The organism is Pseudomonas sp. AK181 (assembly GCF_051122975.1).
Lineage (GTDB): Bacteria > Pseudomonadota > Gammaproteobacteria > Pseudomonadales > Pseudomonadaceae > Aquipseudomonas > Aquipseudomonas lactis.
On the sequence record NZ_CP146348.1, the window covers coordinates 3,294,090 to 3,309,853 of the forward strand.

Below are 15,764 nucleotides of genomic sequence, written 5' to 3' on the forward strand. Positions count from 1 at the left end.
CATCATCCCCCATGCACCCAACGCCGGTGCAACCCACGCGCAAACGCATCCAGCGCAAACCCCAGCACCCCGATCACCACCACCATCGCCATCAACTCCGAGTACGCCAGGCGATCTCGGGTATCAAGGATGTAATACCCCAACCCAGCACTGACCCCAAGCATCTCGCACGGCACCAGCACGATCCACAGAATACCGATGGCCAGGCGCACGCCGGTCAGCACATGCCCCACCACGCCAGGAATGACCACCCGACGCAATGTTTCCCAACGCGTGGCGCTCAAGCTCTTGCTCAACTGCAACCAGCGCGGGTCGAGCTGACGTACGCCTGCTGCGGTGTTGAGCATGATCGGCCAGACGGCGGCAAACGCCAGCAGGAAGTAGATAGGCTGGTCCCCTACCCCCATCAGCATCACCACGATAGGCATCCACGACAGTGGCGAAATCATCCGCAGAAACTGGAATGCCGGCGTGGTCGCCGCCTCAAGGTTACGCGAACTGCCCACCAGCAACCCGAGGGGTACCCCGACCAACAACGCGAGAAACAACCCGACAAAAATACGCTTCAGGCTTACGGCGATATGCAGGTACAACTCACCGCGCCCGAGCAACTCCCACAGGCTGCTGGCGGTGGCCGCCAGGGAAAAGCGCGCCGACAGGCCATCGGCCTCGCCAAAGACTTTCACGCCCAGCCACCACAGCACCAACAACCCCGCCAAGCCACTCAGCCCCAGCCACCAGCCGGGGATTCTGCTGTTGTTCAAACGCCGATCTCCTCGTGCCGCTCATAGCCATCTGGCAAACCGAAGGTCTGCATGCCGCCCACGGCTTCGATCGCCTTGCGCACGAAGCGGTCGTCCACCAGGTCCTTGGCGACGAAGGCTGGGTCCAGGTCTGCGAGAAACTTTTTATCGCCTTCGATCAAGGTGTCCTTCAAGCGCCGCACCAGTTCTTCGGTGTAGCTGGGGAACGGGTACGGTTGGAAGTCAATGCGATGCTCGTCCCAGTTGGCATGCTGGATTGCGCCGTCGGCAACATAGCCGGCGCGGTCGCTGGCCGCGGGCGCCAGGACTTTGCTCAACACCGGCTCGGCATGGGGCGTGTAACGGTTCGGGCCATCCTTGGACAGCAGCTTTACCGCCTCTTCACGGTTGTCGCGGGTCCACACCTGGGCCTTGACGATAGCGTTCACTACCTTTTGCGACCATTCCGGACGGTTGGCCAGGTCGTGCTCGTGCATGAACACCACACAGCAGGCATGGTTGCGCCACACGTCGCCAGTAAAGCGCTGCACGCGACCGACCTTGAGGTTTTCTGCCAGGGCATTGAACGGTTCGGCGACGATGTAGCCGTCGATGCGTTTGCTGGCCAGGGCCGGAGGCATGTCCGAGGGCGGCAACACGATCAGGTTGACCTCATTGGCGGCAATCGAACTGCCGGTGGCACGAGTGACCGGGATAAGGCCGTTGTCACGAAACAGTTGCTGCACCACTACGTTATGGATCGAGTACCAGAACGGAATCGCCACTGACTTGCCGCCCAGTTGCTTCACGTCGGTAATGCCTGGGGAAACCGTCAAGCCCGAACCGCCCACATGGTTCCACGCCACGACTTTGGCCGGCACTTTACTGCCGTAGCGCGCCCATACGGTCATTGGCGACAGCAGGTGTATCACGTTGACCTGGCCGGAGATAAACGCCTCGATCACCTGGGCCCAACTGCGCAACAGCACCGGGCGCTCGGCCTTGATGCCTTCGGCTTCGAACAGGCCATTGTTGTGGGCAACCAGCAGCGGCGTGGCGTCAGTGATAGGCAAATAGCCGATGCGTACCGGCGCATCGGGTTCGTTGGCGGCACGGGCTTGCAGGCTGCTCAACAACGGCAAGGCGCCGGCGGCACTGAGCACCGCCGACAGCTTGAGAAAGTCACGGCGCGAGTGGGTCAAGTCATCCAGACACATGGTTAAGCTCCTGTTGTTCAAGGGGGTTGGGGTGAGGGCGGCTCGCCTGCCGTAAGGTTTTCAGAATATCGATACGCAGTGCGCCGATGGCCTCGACCTGTTCTTCCCGAGGGTGTGGCAAATCAATAGCCCACTCGCCCAACGTCCGCGCCGGGCGGTTACCCAGTAGCAGGATGCGATCGGACAGCAGCAGGGCTTCGTCGATGTCGTGGGTGATCAATACGGCCGCCGAGCCTTGCTCACGATTGACCTTGAGCAACAGGTGCTGCATATCGGCGCGAGTCACTTCATCCAGCGCGCCGAAGGGTTCATCGAGCAGCAACACTTGCGGCTGACGCGCCAGGCAGCGAGCCAATGCCGTGCGCTGGGCCATGCCACCGGACAATTGCGCCGGGAACTGCTGGCGCGCAGGTTCCAGCCCTACCGCCGCAATGGCGTGGTCGACACGCCGGCGACGCTCTTCAACACTCAAGTGCGGTTGGCGGGCGAAATCCAAGCCGAAGGCAACGTTCTTTTCCAGGGTCAGCCAAGGCAGCAGGCTCGGGTCTTGAAAGGCCACCACCACGCGCGGATGCGGGCCGCTCAATGGTTCGCCCAACACCTGCACGCGGCCAGCCTGAGGTGCCTGCAAGCCGGCCAGCACCCGCAGCAGGCTGGATTTGCCCACGCCGCTCGGGCCCAGGATCGATACCACTTCACCCGGTTGCAAGTGCAAGTCGAAGCCTTGCAGCACCGGCCCGCTGCCATACCCCAGGCAAATCCCCTGGGCCGTCAATACCGCCTGGCTCATAGATTGGCCTGGCGATGCAGCTCGGTGCGCAGTTGCACCAGACTGGGCGTCACGATCGGCACAAAGGCCGACTCGCGCCAGCGCCGGGCAAAGCCGCTGCCGTGGGCGGTCAAATAAGCCTTGCCACCGCTGGCTTGCAGTTCAAGCTGCACGGCGCTGGCGGCGGTTTCGGCCAAGGCGATGCGCAGCTTGAACAGCGGTATGGGCTCGGCGGTAAAACGCCCGGCCAACAGCCCGTTTTTAAGCTCGCTGACCAGATGATCCAGGGTCACGCGCAGGGCTTCTAACTCTTCGCGCAGTACAGTGCGACTGGCACCCAAATGGTGAGCCACTTCGGCTAGCGAACGCCGGGCCAAGCCAATCGACATGCCGCACTGCAAGCCCAGAAACGCCGGGCGTACCGCTGGCAAGAACTTGCGCGCATCCTCGTGCAGCAACCACTCGCGACTCAGCTCCACGCCTTCCAGGCCAAGCGCTGCGGTGTTGCTCGATTGCAGCCCGAGCAGCTCCAGGTCGCGTGAACGCTGTAACCCGGCCACCGAATCCGGAATCGCCAGGATAAACGGCGCGCCGCCGCCCGCATGCTCGATGGCCGCTGCAGCGACAAAGCCGTTCTTGCGCAAGTTGGTCACCCAATGCAGGCGACCGTTGAGGGTCCAACCGTGGTCGTTGGGTTCGGCGCTGATCTGCAACGTCTCGATACCCGACAGAAACTTCATCGCATTCGACAGCCCGGTGGCCCCGGCCAACTTGCCGCTGAGCAGGTCTGGCATCAGTTGCTCGCGCAGGCGCTGATTGGGACTCTGTAACAAGTACTCGATGAACGAGCGCTGGCCCCAGCACACAAACGCCGCCGCCAGGGAATGGCTGGCCACATTGGCGATGGCCTCGACCGCACCCGCCACATCACCGCCCAGGCCGCCCAGGTGAGTGGGCACGCCGATTTTCAGAATATTGGCTTCTGCCAGCCGCGGCAGCACTTCCTGTGGATCGCAACTGCCCACGTCCAGGGCCTGCGCTTGAACATCGAGCCAACGGCTCAAGATTGGGTCAAGCATTCATGTCTCTCCTTTTACAGCAGGTAGGCCAACGCCGAATCAGTTGGCCGGTTTTTCCCAACGGTATTGCGCAAGCTCCGGGTTCAGCGGGGTGCGGGCAAACACGTTAGCGAAGTTGCACAGGGTTGCCAGGCTGACACCCAGGATGACTTCCAGCGCGTGGCCGTCGGTGTAGCCGGCGGCGCGGAATGCCTCAAAGCCCGCATCACTCACATCCCCACGGGTGGCGATCACTTCTCGGGTAAAAGCGGCGAGTGTCTCATAGCGCGCGCCAGGCAATTCACCACGGCGGCGCAGGGCCTCGATCACCGCCTCCGGCAGCTTGGCTTTGTTGCGGGCAACCGCGGTGTGGCCGGCGACGCAGAAATCACACCCGTGGCTGGTGGCGGCAATCAACTGCACCACTTCACGGTCGGCCAGGCTCAGTTCTGCCTTGGCATTCAAGCCGGAGACAGTGATGTAGGTTTCCAGCGCGGCCGGTGCGTTGGCCAGTACGCCAAGCAGGTTAGGAATAAAACCCGAGCCTTTGAGCGCGTTTTCCAGGAAGGGTTTGGCGGCTTCCGGGGCAGTTTCGGGGGTGAGCAGCGGTACGCGGGACATGAAGTGGACTCCTGTTGGGTTTGAATGCCCCAGTCTGTTGGTTCTAAAAAAAGCGCTCAATAGGCTAAAGTAGCGATTACTTGCTCTTGAGTCTTTCCATTAGATGAATTCGTCCAGCGTCCTTGTCGATTGGTTATTAGATAGCCTCGAACTCAACACCAGCTTGTTTCACGTCGGCCGCTATTGCGGTGACTGGCACGCGAGCACCCACGGCCTGGCACAGGCGAGCTTCCACTTGATCGTGCAGGGCGAATGCTGGCTGCATATCGACGGCGATCCAAGGCCACAACACCTGAATAATGGTGACGCGGTGTTTCTGCTGCGTGACTTTGCTTTTCGCCTGTCCGGCCAGGCCACGGCAGCCGGCGCCCAAGAGTGCCCACGCCGCTCGATGTTGCCCCTCGATAGCACGGCCACCGACGGCGTGGGATTGGTCTGCGGTTTCTTTCACTTCCAATCCGGCTTGTCGACACTCATTGTCGACACCCTGCCCAGCTGGATCATCCTGCGCGCCGGCGACCCGTCGCTGATGGCTGCACGCAACCTGTTCGAATTGATCCTGCAAGAATGCGCACGCACGCCAGCGCCCTCTTCCGCTTTGCTGGAGCGCCTGTGCCACCTGCTGTTCCTGTATGTGTTGCGTCAGCAAGTGCTCGACAACACCGAGCTTGGCGGCCTGGCCGCGTTGGGCCGGGCTCCTGCGTTTGCGCATTTGCTGGAGCAATTGATCGCCCGCCCCGCCGAGCCCTGGAGCCTGGAAAGCATGGCGGCCTGCACCGGGTTGTCGCGCTCGGCGTTTTTCAAGCGCTTCAGCGAATTGTGCGGGCAGTCACCCGGGCAAGTACTGCTGATGATCCGCATGCGCCACGCCTGTGGGTTGCTCAAGGCGGACCAGACCGTGGCCGAGGTGTCGCTGGCGGCCGGGTATCAGTCGGTGGCAGCGTTTACCCGGGCCTTTCATAAAGTCACCGGGCAACAGCCTGGGGCCTATCGCAGGGCGCAAGCCTAGCCGTGTAAACCGGTGCCGGGCCGGGCGCATAACTGCACCAGCCAATCGACAAACACCCGCACGCGCTGCGACAACTGCCGATGAGGCGGGTACAGCGCTGTCAGCGCCATTTTTGGTACTGCTACATCGGCCAGCACCTGCACCAACGTGCCTTCGGCCAGTTGGCGCAGCGCGTGATAACGAGGGGCCTGGATCAGCCCATAGCCGGCTTCGCACGCAGCGAAGTAACCGGCGGAGCTGTTCACGGCAACCACCTTCGCCAGGTTGATCGGGCGCAACTCGCTGCCCAGCAGAAATTCCAGGCCAAACCGTTTACCGCTGGCACTGGAAACGTACTCGACCATTTGGTGACCCGCCAACTGCTCAAGGCACAAGGGCGTGCCCATGCGCGCAAGGTACGCGGGGCTGGCCAGGGTCAGTTGTTCCATCATCGCCAAGGGGCGCGCCACCAGCGATTCGTCCAGGGCCGGACCACCGCGCAACACGCAATCAACGCCTTCGCGTATCAGATCTACCGGGCGGTCGTTGAGGCCGATCTCCAGTTCGATCTGCGGGTACAGTGCGGTGAATGTGGGTAAGGCCGGAATCACGATCAAACTGCCAATGCCTGAAGGCATATCGATACTCAAGGTGCCACGGGGGTTCTGGCGCTGCGTGGAAAACACCGCCTCGGTTTCCTCAAGATCGGTCAGCAACTGCACACAACGTTGGTAGTACGCCGCGCCATCCAGGGTCGGGCTGACGTGGCGTGTGGTGCGCTGTAGTAGTTGCACGCCCAGATGGGCCTCCAATTGCTTGATCAAAATGGTCACTGAGGCGCGTGGCAATTGCAGGCTGTCGGCGGCCTTGGCAAACCCGCCCAACTCGACAATCCGAGTAAACACGCGCATGGCGTTAAAACGATCCAAAAGAGTGCTCCCGGGAGGATTGTTTAGATATTACAAACAGTGATAGCACTTTTAGCGGGTTTATCTGCATTTTTTCAAGGGTAACAATGGGCCCTCATCACCAGGAGCGCCCCTATGCACACTCGACAACTCGGTAAAAACGGCCCGCATGTGTCTGCCATTGGCCTTGGCTGCATGGGCATGACCGATTTCTACACGCCCGGCACTGACACCACCGAGGCCACTGCAACCTTGCACCGCGCCTTAGAGTTGGGCGTCAACTTTCTCGACACCGCTGACATGTACGGCCCCCACACCAATGAGCAATTGATCGGCAAGGCCATCGTTGGCAAGCGGGACCAGGTCTTCCTGGCCAGCAAATTCGGAATCGTGCGCGACCCCGCCAACCCCGTAGTGCGCGGCGTGAATGGCCGGCCCGACTATATCCGCAACGCCATCGACGGCACCTTGCAACGCCTTGGGGTGGATACGCTGGACCTGTACTACCAGCACCGTATCGACCCGGACGTGGCCATCGAAGAAACCGTCGGCGCCATGGCCGACCTGGTGAAACAGGGCAAAGTTCGCTATCTGGGCCTGAGCGAGGCGTCTGCCGTTACCCTGGAACGCGCGCATAAGGTCCATCCTATCAGCGCCCTGCAAAGTGAATATTCGCTGTGGAGCCGTGACCAGCAAGACAACGGCTGCCTCGCCACCTGCCAACGCCTGGGCATCGCTTTTGTACCGTACAGCCCGTTGGGCCGAGGTTTTCTTACCGGCGCCTTGAAGAGCCCGGATGATTTCGGCGCCGATGATTACCGGCGCTTCAGCCCGCGCTTTCAGGGTGAGAACTTTGCGAAAAACCTGCGGCTGGTAGAACAGGTTAAGGCCCTGGCGGCAGACAAAGGCGTGACGGCCGGGCAACTGGCGCTGGCCTGGGTATTGGCCCAGGGCGATTACATCATCCCGATTCCTGGCACCAAGCGGCGCACCTACCTGCAAGAGAATGTGGAGGCGCTGTCGATTTCCCTCAGCGCACAAGAACTGGCTGCCCTGGATGCGATCTTCCCTGCCGATGCAACCGCAGGCCTGCGTTACCCCAAGGAAGTGCTGGCCATGCTGGATATCTGATTGCCCCGAGGGGCATAGGTATCTACCCCCGATGCGAAGCGAGCCGCTTTTGATCTTGCTCTGCTTTTGATCTTAGGCGCCCCGTTAAACCACGCTGGCGGATTACGGGCACACCGAGCCTAAGCGAGGTGCCGAGTGGTTGGGCGTGGACCTTTTGGTTACTTTTGGCTGGGCCGGCATTCCGGTCCTTCCAAAAGTGACCCGCCGTTGAACTGCCCTAAGTGGCCATTACCGCAGGAATGGATATGTACACAATCCAACCGTGTTGACTGTCAGGCCGTCTTCGCAGGCAAGCCAGCTCCCACATTTGGATCGCGGTGCGTCAGTTAGAACAGCGTCGGCTATCCGGTCGTCACGGGAGCAAGCTTCCTCGCCACAGGTCCAGCGTCGCACCAAAGTTGTGTAGATGCCTATGCCCGAGGGGCGCATTAAAGGTTGGCACAAATACCTTGACGCAAATGCGCCCCCCGCCCGCAGGAACCCTTTGGGCCGATCCTCCACGCAAGAGTAGTCATGACGCACTGTCAGACTTTCTACGATCAACTCGAAGGACACCTGATGCTATTACCCCTCACTCATGCAGCAGTCCCCCATCACTCCACGGCTTCCACCGAACCTCAGCAGTCCAAGCCGACCCCCTATGACCCCCCCTCAGACCTGCAACTGGGCGTACCGAATATCAGAACGCATCTACTGCTTGAAAAAAGTGATGTGACCTTCAGTCGAGAAATCACCTGGAGCACCTGGAACCCCGAAAAACCGAAGATCGCAACCAATCGGCTCGTAGTAGAAACCGGTAACGCCGCCGACGAAATCCACGTGCGCAGTTGGCCGGGCGACAAGCTGCCGTTCATCATCAACGGCAGACCGTATGTGCTTGACGCCAAAGCACTACAAGGCCCGGATCAGAGCCTTTTGATCAAAACCAATGGCGGCGATGACAGGGTCATCGTCGATGATGACGTCAAGCACCTCCTGGAAGTAGAGGGTGGCGCCGGAAACGACTTCATCCAGGCAGGCGGTGGCATGTCCGGGCTCTTTGGCGGAGGCGGCCACGATACCCTGCTCTTGGGTAGCAACTCTGGCTATGCCGAAGGCAACGACGGAGACGACCTGATTATCGGCGCAAGCGGTAACACCATTATGTTAGGTAACGCAGGCAACGACCGACTCTATGCCGGGTTCGGCAACGCACATAAACAGAACCTGCTCGACGGTGGCGACGGCGACGACAAACTGTATGCCGGTAGCGGGAACAACTATCTGAAAGGCGGCAAGGGCGATGACCTGCTGACAGGGCATGACCGTACGTCCTTCTACACCGGTGAAGATAACGACCGCATCACCAATCATCAGCCCACGGACAGCATTCACACGCGCGTCAATGATCATTGGACGCTCGCCCAAAGCACGGCCTTGAATGAGGCGATACCGGGCAAAGCCGGCGAGCAGCCAAGTTAACCAACGGTCGCAATACTCCCGTGCAAAGCACGGGAGTCAGGCTACTCTCACAGCTCCTAGTGTAAAAACCGCCACACAGGAGGTGTGTCATGCACGCGACTGAGCATTCGGTCCGCTTGGAGCAGATCAGTCAGGAGCGCTTCATCCAGGCGCCGATCGAGGCGGTTTACGACTATGTCACCCAGCCCGACCGCTGGCACGAGTGGCACCCCACCTCCCTTAGCGCCGACACCGGCACCACCGGTTCATTGCCGGTCGGCACGCGCTTTACCGAAATCATCGACCTGCTGGGCATACGCGTCCCCATGAGTTACCGCGTACAAATCGCCCGCCGCCCCAGCGAGTTCAAGACCGTGTTCACCTCCCTGGCCGTTGACGGTTGCATCCATTATTGCTTGCGCGCTCATCAGGGCGGCACGCTGTTCAAGCGGGTGCTGACTTACGAGACCGAACTGCAACTGGCGTCTTTGCATGAGCGCATGGTCGCGTTGTCGGCGATTGCGTTGGACCGGCTCAAGCACAGGCTGGAAAACCAAGGCTTCGTATAATTTAGAAACATTACAACGACGTCACAATGCAAACACGCCTGCAAAAGCAGGGAGAATGCCCGGCTTATTGCCGCGCCTTCAGTGAGACCCACGATGAAAACCCCATTGCGACTGGCCCTGCTCAGTGCCCTGTTCACCACCACGCTGGCCCAGGCTGCCGAGTTGATCCCCATCGACGTCCACCGCGACGCCAACTGCGGCTGCTGCAAAAAGTGGATCAGCCACTTGGAGAGCAACGGTTTCAAGGTCAACGACCACGTTGAAGCCGACATGAGCGCGGTGAAACAACGCCTGGGCGTGGCGCCACGCCTTGGCTCCTGCCACACCGCGGTCATCAACGGCAAATTCGTCGAAGGCCACGTACCCGCCGAGCAGGTCCTGGCCCTGCGCAAGCGCAACGACCTGCTGGGCCTTGCCGCACCGGGCATGCCCTTGGGCTCGCCAGGCATGGAAGTGGACGGACGCAGCGAGGCCTATCAAGTCATAGGCCTTACCCTTGAGGGCAAAGACGTGGTGGTAGCGGACTACCCGGCTCACTGACCGGTGTTGATGGGTTACCTGGGGCTGTTCGTCGCGGCATTTGGCGCCGCGACGTTATTGCCCCTGCAATCGGAAGCCGTCTTGGTCGGCCTGCTGCTCAGCGGGCATTACAACCTTTGGCTGCTGCTGGGCATTGCTACCCTGGGTAATGTGCTCGGCTCGGTGGTGAATTGGCTGCTGGGGCGCTCGGTGGAACGCTTCAAGGACCGACGCTGGTTTCCGGTCAGCGCCAGGCAGCTCGAAAAAGCCCGCAGCCATTACATGCGCTGGGGTCATTGGACGCTGTTGCTCAGTTGGGTGCCGATCATCGGTGATCCGCTGACCCTGGTGGCTGGGGTGATGCGTGAGCCGTTGTGGCGGTTTCTGCTGTTGGTCAGCGTGGCCAAGAGTGCGCGGTATGCCGCGCTGACGATACTCACCCTGCTCCACCTCTCTGCTCAATAATGACCACTTGTCGCCACTGTCAATTCTGACAGCTAGACACCCGCTGCCGCTCAGCGCCTCATCACTCTTGCCCATGCGCCCGCGAATACGACGTGCGGCTCTCATCGCAAGGAGTGTTGACCATGCCGACTGATCCCATTATCCCCCCTGATAAAAGCCCTGAAGCCCTTCCGACAGGGCAAAGGGTTGATGTTGATTTAGAGGAGCCATATTCAAGGTTTTCTAAAGTGGACCTGAGTCCTTTTCCTGACGAACCCTATGATTATGGGCTAGGTATCCGCCAAGTAGTGCCTCATCTCACCATGCTGTACGAGCGTTGGGCGATATTAAATCAGTTTGATGAATACCAGCTGTATACGGACAGGGATACGCTTCCGCTCGCCCGTGATTCAGTTATCTCGACCACAGAGGCTCGTTACCCGCTGCATGTGCCTGAACACAATGTCCCTAGAGGCGAAGTCTTTATCAAAGGACGTGTCGTACGTGTCGGTCCTGGCACACCCAGTGAATCGCCAGGGCAATTTGTTTACATCAAGACCACTCGCCCGGGCGGCGTCAGTAAAGACCCGCAACCGGGATTGCCCGGATGGCATGAAGGGCTGACCATGGAGGTGGAAGGTTTTGAAGAAGGTAAGCTTCTTAAGCCTGGTGATATCACCAATGGCTTGTGGTGTGTCATACATCCGTATCTCCATATGCGCAGGAATGATCTTATCGAACTGCAGTGGGACGGTATCGAAGTTGAAACGCCACGGGTGACCCAAGCCGACGTCGACGCTGGGAAAGTCAGAGTACATGTTTCGAAGGATGTTATTGAGAAGGGTAGCCTCAAAGGAACAATCAACATCAGGTATCGAGTGACCGACTTTGTGGAGAATATCTCCGGTGGCGAAAAATATCAGTTTTCCAAACCGTACAAACTTCACAGTGAACTGGATCCCAACTTACGTAGCGCCCCCGAGTTCCTCATAAATGGAACGACGGCTCTAGAAATAGATTTCGATAAAGATCACACCTCGCAGTTCAGTGTGAAAGCACACCCCGATGTGGTGCCCCCCCCGATTCCGGATCCCCCTCACCGCGTCACAGTGACCTTGAGGGCGACCCTGGCGGATGGCACGATGAAATCCTTCGTCTTGGATAGCGTAGAAGACCAAAATATCGCCGAGACCATCACGCCGGTTCCGGCTGAAATCATCTTTGAGACTGTAGGCGGCTCGTTTAGCGCTTCTTATGAATGGCATGACAGCGCCGGCAAGACGCTTGGGCAATCAGCCAGCATCATGATCGTGGTGGTGGGCACTCCGGTAAGGATGCCGGCGCTCACCATCGAACCGATTGAGTTGGGGTTGATTGACCCTGATCATGACTGTGTGGCCCATATCCCCGACTACATTCCGTATGCGTTTGATTTATGGGAAACCCTCGTCATAGAGGAAGTCGTTGCTGGCGGCGGCGGTGCTTATTATGACCAGGGTGAGCTGGCGGGCGCACCGGGTGGCACGCGATTGATCTCCCAAGCGGTACTGCAACGATTCAGGGGACGCAGCAATGTCGTCGCGTATTACCTGGTCGACGACGGCAAGGCCAAAAAACCGCCTGGTCGGGGCGTACTCACCGTTCGAAAATCGTTGGAACTGGGCATCCAGGTAGGAGCACGCAACCCGACAATGCCGGCAGCACGGCTGGAGGGCAGCATTGGCAATAACATCAACCCAGCACACGTGATTGGGCCAGAGGTACGGGTGACTTTCACTTATACGGGCACCCAAGACAAAGACTCCCTTCACTACACCATACTGGGCTCCAAACCTGACGGTTCGCTCAGTGGCACGCTAAACATTAACCCCGGCACTGCGGGCAAAGAACTGCCCTTACCGGTAACGCGAGATATCGTTGACCGTAATAACGGCGGTACCCTGACTATCACCTACAGCCTGCTGCGCAAGGGCCCGCCCGAGCAAGTACTGCGGTCCGACGTGCTCAAGCTTACCGTGGGCACGGGTATCAAGTTGGCGCGCCCTGTTATTGAAGGTGCCTCCGTTTTCCCGGACCAACTGAACCCTCTGGCAGCGCTGAACGGCACCCAAGTGCACATAAAATTCCCAATGCGCGACAACGAGGATATTTTTCTGGACTGGCTGACCGCTGACGGCACCGGCAGCACCACTGTAGCGGTCAAGGGTAACGCGACGACCCAGGAAGTTGAGGCGCCAATACCGGAGCGCATCATCGCCGAGGGTATCCGCGAGAACAATCACCGAATAAACGTGCAATACCGTTTCTTGCGCGACGCAATTCCTTATGAATCCGAGATCGTGCCCCTGGATCTGTTGACGCTCACCGGGTTGCCCAATACCTATATCGAAGGTATAGGCGATGTGCCTGAACTCCAGCTATCCAGGTTGACTGCCGGGGCGCGTACATTGACCCCCGCTTGGCATTTTATTCATCCTGTTTGCATCATCTGGCAAGACTTTTATGGCACCGACACGAACGGCCTTCCATTTCACACAAGCACCTATACCGGTGAACCTTTAGGTCAAGATGGCGCGTTAATCGGCTTGAACCGCCACGCACCGGTAGAGCAATTACGTTTGCTGATGGACGGCTCGACACTCACGATTCAAGTTTGGGTGGCCTTGAGCGGTGTCCCCAACATCGCCAGGGCGATACCGCTTCCCACTAAAACCTATACCGTGCGAGCAACCTATTTCATAGATTTGACGAATTTCGTCAATTATGAACGCAATGGCTGGGAAAACACCCTCAATGCCAGAGGTGAGCTGGCGGTGGAAGGGGCTGAAAACATTTGTTGGCGTGCCAGTAAAACCGCAGGTGAAACTGTGCAACCGGGCCTGCATAAAGCCTACCTTGATCTGAAGGCGAACACGCGCTATGAGGTCAGTTTCTATTGCAAGGTTTCCGGCACCGCCACTGCCACCAGTGCGCGCCTTGAGTTCGGAACGATGAGCGCGACCAGGTCGGTGGAGCCGAATCGAAACTGGGCGAAGGTCAGCCATGTGTTCACGACACCTGCGGCTCCTCCTGTGCAAACGCTAACTGCACGTCTTTCTCTCTCCGTCGGCACTGCTGCTACGTTTATGGTGGATCAAATTGTCGTTCAGGAAACGTCGTTGGTGACGTGAAAAACAAGGGATGCGACGAGAGGCAGCCGCAGGGACTGCCTCTTTTTTATGAACGTCCCCCCCAGCCAGGCCTAGGGGGCAGACACAGGCAGTGGGAGCCCGTTGGCAAACATATAACGGGCGCAAGTGAGGGTTATATCGTCCATTCAAAATGGTTTTTCGTTGATTTTTGCTCGCGGGTCGAAGTATTGGTTATGCACATTGCCGCCCCATAACACATAGGTACCATCGGTGCGTCGCGCGGCAAATGACGGGTCGTTATGAACGGGCCTTGGCGGTGGGGGATTCCCCACATAAGGAAAGCGTTTTATCGAATACAACTCAACGACATTGCTGCGCACATACTCGGCCAGCTCGGGGGGAATTTCTCCAGCATCTTCCATCCTTAAAGTAGCGCCCCATACAGACACGGCACCCTCCGTGCCTCCCTGGGTAGTAATCACCCCGTAGGCCCCGTTGGTGCAGTAAACATCCCGTATGAGACTGGCCATCAACGTTTGCCGCAAGGCAGCACTCATTTCACCGCCTGAGGTATGAAGACCATGTAAAACAATTGCATTGGTCCTGCCGTCATCGTGACGACTGAGCAAGAAAAAGCTGTGGTCATTGGCATATAGACTCAGATGGCCATCCACGATAATGGCTCTGGACGACACATTCTTGTGTTGTCTTTGGGGCTCCTTGCTTGTGCCAGGCCGGGGCGGATCACCCGGGACTGCGATAGCACCGTTAAAGGCCGCCTCAAATTGCTCTTGTACCTGAGGCGGTATCGGGTCCCCCCCGAATCCGATGGCCCCCCACGCCTCGGCCTGGCCCCATTGGTTTGCGATCACAAACGCCCAACGATTTGCCGTGCAAAGAATGATATTGCCACGTAGGGCCAAGTTAGCCGCGCCTTCAGACATGTTCCCGCCTTCGCCCACCCTGCCCCAACTCACCGCAATACGACGCCGTCGGGTGATCGCGCAAAAAGCCGTTGTTGCCGCGATCACCGATTCGATCCCATCGTCCTCGAGGATCTGACGCAATTGCTCAACGGGAATGGTGCCACCACCCGTGGCATGCCCCCATACAGCGAAATTGCCTTCAGCGGTCATGGCACAAAAGGAGATAGCTGTCGCCACAATCCGAGTAATAAACATCGTGCTTAGCTGGTCACGAACGGCCGGTGGTATCGTGCCGCCTTTATTCGGATCACCCCACGCATACACACGACCGTTTTGGGTTCGCACAGCAAAGGCATCATCTGCGGCGTAAATAGCCAATGGCGGATCGGACAGCAATTCTCTATGAATATCAGCGGGAATGGCGGACACGGGATTATTCGGCAGACCGATAGCCTCAATACGGTTGGCCCCTTCAGCGGGGTTGCTGTAAATAACGGCGAAACCGCTTCGAGTACTATAAACAGAGCGAATGCCATACAACGGCGGCAACGTGGCAGGAATATCGCTTCCCCAACACAACAACTGGTTAGCGCCGCCCAGCGGCACCAGCGCGGCGAAACTGCGTTCGCACGAAAACAACCTGACGGCGTTATTATTTTTCAGATAATTGATTATTTCAGGTGGAACCGGTAGGCCCCATCCATTTTGCCCTTGCAGGTGAACATCACCACTGGCCGGGTCCAGCAAGGCAAAGACGCCACCTGAAGACACAAATATCCTGTCGGTGGGCTCCGGCACATGAAAAGAAAAATTCCCGCGTTGCTTTAAATAGCACCATTCGTTTTCCTCATCAGAGATGTTTTGAAAGTCCGAGTTGATCAGGTAAAGCGCAGATTTCGCTTCGTCACCCTGCGCCCCATCAGAGGCTACGGGAACGACAGCAAACTGCAGAAACTTTCCGCCGTCTGCCGCCCTCAACTTTATATCCAGTTGCCCTTCATCAGTCAGGCGCTCGCCGTCGATATACCAATAAAATTTAGACAGCCCCTCAGGGCTTCCACCATTGCTGTTGTAAAGATAAAAACCATGTACGGTCGCACCAACAAAGACATCCCCCACCACTTGGACGTGAGTGGCTTCTGGGACCACAAATATGGCATTGATTTCTTTCATAAGATTCTCCAAACACTTCATACGACGTGGTGGGATGAATGAGGCGGCGCTTAGGATGGAGACCCTCGTTGCAAGGTCCTGGAATCGCTTGCAAGTAACCCGCGCGAGCGCGGGTTACAGGGTTCCA

At 58.6% G+C, this 15,764-nt stretch carries 14 protein-coding genes; 7 read left to right on the top strand and 7 right to left on the bottom strand.

What is annotated here, in order from left to right; translation table 11 throughout:
• Positions 1-2 precede the first annotated feature (2 nt).
• The 5 genes from V8689_RS15075 to V8689_RS15095 are packed head-to-tail and all read right to left on the bottom strand — an operon-like array spanning position 3 to position 4,408.
• Positions 3-764, bottom strand: a complete 762-nt coding sequence (locus V8689_RS15075) for an ABC transporter permease (protein ID WP_056783499.1) — start codon at positions 762-764, stop codon at positions 3-5.
• On the bottom strand, positions 761-1,960 hold the full coding sequence (locus V8689_RS15080) for an ABC transporter substrate-binding protein (RefSeq protein WP_060766397.1): 1,200 nt from the start codon (positions 1,958-1,960) through the stop codon (positions 761-763). The genes V8689_RS15075 and V8689_RS15080 overlap by 4 nt, the downstream gene beginning before the upstream one ends.
• Positions 1,947-2,750, bottom strand: a complete 804-nt coding sequence (locus tag V8689_RS15085; protein WP_056783505.1) for an ABC transporter ATP-binding protein — start codon at positions 2,748-2,750, stop codon at positions 1,947-1,949. Before V8689_RS15085 ends, V8689_RS15080 begins: the two co-directional genes overlap by 14 nt.
• Positions 2,747-3,808 carry an acyl-CoA dehydrogenase family protein gene (locus V8689_RS15090; RefSeq protein ID WP_032897111.1) on the bottom strand — a complete coding sequence of 354 codons (1,062 nt, stop codon included), beginning with the start codon at positions 3,806-3,808 and terminating at the stop codon, positions 2,747-2,749. The genes V8689_RS15085 and V8689_RS15090 overlap by 4 nt, the downstream gene beginning before the upstream one ends.
• Before the next feature lie 39 nt (positions 3,809-3,847).
• Positions 3,848-4,408 carry a carboxymuconolactone decarboxylase family protein gene (locus V8689_RS15095; protein WP_056783510.1) on the bottom strand — a complete coding sequence of 187 codons (561 nt, stop codon included), beginning with the start codon at positions 4,406-4,408 and terminating at the stop codon, positions 3,848-3,850.
• 103 nt (positions 4,409-4,511) lie between these two features.
• Between V8689_RS15095 and V8689_RS15100 the strand changes: the two genes are divergently transcribed.
• On the top strand, positions 4,512-5,417 hold the full coding sequence (locus V8689_RS15100) for an AraC family transcriptional regulator (RefSeq protein ID WP_056783513.1): 906 nt from the start codon (positions 4,512-4,514) through the stop codon (positions 5,415-5,417).
• Here V8689_RS15100 and V8689_RS15105 read toward each other — a convergent pair.
• Positions 5,414-6,325 (bottom strand): LysR family transcriptional regulator, encoded by a 912-nt coding sequence (locus V8689_RS15105; RefSeq protein ID WP_056783517.1) that lies wholly within the window; start codon positions 6,323-6,325, stop codon positions 5,414-5,416. The genes V8689_RS15100 and V8689_RS15105 overlap by 4 nt on opposite strands.
• Before the next feature lie 114 nt (positions 6,326-6,439).
• On the opposite strand from V8689_RS15105, the gene V8689_RS15110 reads away from it, so the two are divergent.
• From V8689_RS15110 to V8689_RS15135, 6 genes are all read left to right on the top strand, one after another.
• Entirely contained in the window at positions 6,440-7,435 is a 996-nt protein-coding gene (locus V8689_RS15110) for an aldo/keto reductase (RefSeq protein WP_056783522.1), read from the top strand.
• Between the two features lie 513 nt (positions 7,436-7,948).
• Positions 7,949-8,896: a calcium-binding protein gene (locus V8689_RS15115; protein ID WP_223816895.1), complete on the top strand. Its 948-nt coding sequence runs from the start codon at positions 7,949-7,951 to the stop codon at positions 8,894-8,896.
• A gap of 89 nt (positions 8,897-8,985) precedes the next feature.
• On the top strand, positions 8,986-9,444 hold the full coding sequence (locus tag V8689_RS15120) for an SRPBCC family protein (RefSeq protein ID WP_056783528.1): 459 nt from the start codon (positions 8,986-8,988) through the stop codon (positions 9,442-9,444).
• A gap of 93 nt (positions 9,445-9,537) precedes the next feature.
• Positions 9,538-9,984, top strand: a complete 447-nt coding sequence (locus tag V8689_RS15125) for a DUF411 domain-containing protein (RefSeq protein ID WP_056783530.1) — start codon at positions 9,538-9,540, stop codon at positions 9,982-9,984.
• Between the two features lie 3 nt (positions 9,985-9,987).
• A complete protein-coding gene (locus tag V8689_RS15130) occupies positions 9,988-10,428 on the top strand; it encodes a YqaA family protein (protein WP_056783532.1) in 441 nt (146 codons plus the stop codon).
• A gap of 122 nt (positions 10,429-10,550) precedes the next feature.
• Positions 10,551-13,577, top strand: coding sequence for a hypothetical protein (locus tag V8689_RS15135; protein ID WP_150073078.1), 3,027 nt, complete (start codon positions 10,551-10,553; stop codon positions 13,575-13,577).
• 146 nt (positions 13,578-13,723) lie between these two features.
• On the opposite strand, the gene V8689_RS15140 is transcribed toward V8689_RS15135, so the two are convergent.
• Positions 13,724-15,637, bottom strand: coding sequence for a hypothetical protein (locus V8689_RS15140; RefSeq protein WP_056783544.1), 1,914 nt, complete (start codon positions 15,635-15,637; stop codon positions 13,724-13,726).
• Positions 15,638-15,764: the final 127 nt, after the last annotated feature.

What these genes read in the sequence shown, in the direction of transcription:
- V8689_RS15140 (WP_056783544.1), bottom strand. Translation starts at nt 15,637, where the DNA reads ATGAAAGAAATCAATGCCATATTTGTGGTCCCAGAAGCCACTCACGTC.
- V8689_RS15085 (WP_056783505.1), bottom strand. Translation starts at nt 2,750, where the DNA reads ATGAGCCAGGCGGTATTGACGGCCCAGGGGATTTGCCTGGGGTATGGC.
- V8689_RS15100 (WP_056783513.1), top strand. Translation starts at nt 4,512, where the DNA reads ATGAATTCGTCCAGCGTCCTTGTCGATTGGTTATTAGATAGCCTCGAA.
- V8689_RS15090 (WP_032897111.1), bottom strand. Translation starts at nt 3,808, where the DNA reads ATGCTTGACCCAATCTTGAGCCGTTGGCTCGATGTTCAAGCGCAGGCC.
- V8689_RS15080 (WP_060766397.1), bottom strand. Translation starts at nt 1,960, where the DNA reads ATGTGTCTGGATGACTTGACCCACTCGCGCCGTGACTTTCTCAAGCTG.
- V8689_RS15095 (WP_056783510.1), bottom strand. Translation starts at nt 4,408, where the DNA reads ATGTCCCGCGTACCGCTGCTCACCCCCGAAACTGCCCCGGAAGCCGCC.
- V8689_RS15125 (WP_056783530.1), top strand. Translation starts at nt 9,538, where the DNA reads ATGAAAACCCCATTGCGACTGGCCCTGCTCAGTGCCCTGTTCACCACC.
- V8689_RS15110 (WP_056783522.1), top strand. Translation starts at nt 6,440, where the DNA reads ATGCACACTCGACAACTCGGTAAAAACGGCCCGCATGTGTCTGCCATT.
- V8689_RS15120 (WP_056783528.1), top strand. Translation starts at nt 8,986, where the DNA reads ATGCACGCGACTGAGCATTCGGTCCGCTTGGAGCAGATCAGTCAGGAG.
- V8689_RS15115 (WP_223816895.1), top strand. Translation starts at nt 7,949, where the DNA reads ATGACGCACTGTCAGACTTTCTACGATCAACTCGAAGGACACCTGATG.
- V8689_RS15135 (WP_150073078.1), top strand. Translation starts at nt 10,551, where the DNA reads ATGCCGACTGATCCCATTATCCCCCCTGATAAAAGCCCTGAAGCCCTT.